Source organism: Vibrio sp. YT-19(2023), assembly GCF_033337395.1.
Genome location: NZ_JAWOQN010000801.1, coordinates 1 through 590 on the forward strand (window position 1 = coordinate 1; position 590 = coordinate 590).

The window sequence follows — 590 nt, forward strand, 5'->3', positions numbered from 1 at the left end:
CTGCAAGAGAGATCAAAACCAACCGAGGGAAAAGAGTGAGCTTGTCAGGCAACTTCGCAACGACCAATCCAGAAGCTCTGTTTCATGGTGCAAAACGCGGAATGGGTATCTTGATGACCAACAACGTAATGATCAAAGACGATTTAAAATCCGGGGCGCTAGTGCCTATTTTGCCGGATGTTACAGCCGACGAGGCTACGGTGTATGCGTACTACCCAAAACTGGACTACCAACACACACGCACCCAATTGTTCCTCGACTATCTAAAATCCCGTTTAGAAGAAGTAAAACGCATCTAATTTGATAGTTTTCTTGTTAAATGTGTGAGTAAGCGACTACTTTGAAATTAATGCCTCAAACTTTGATAACACTCTAGTCTTACTAGACTCACCTATTAGTGTTAATTCCTTATCTGTTGGGATTCAAAGTTTGAAAAATCTCCTTAAGTAAACGATAGTTTACTTGATGCATATCAAATTATAAGTCGTCGTGTCGCACAACTATCAAAGCACGATATGAAATTAATAACGGCTAGGTAACGTGTTTAATGGATCATGTACAAATCAGTGTCCAAAAGCTTGATGAAATAT

General features: G+C 39.7%; 1 protein-coding gene. It reads left to right on the top strand.

The window, feature by feature from the left end; genetic code table 11:
• A partial coding sequence (locus tag R7E78_RS28530; RefSeq protein ID WP_318058938.1) for a LysR substrate-binding domain-containing protein occupies positions 1 to 299 on the top strand: 299 nt, incomplete at its 5' end.
• Positions 300 to 590: the final 291 nt, after the last annotated feature.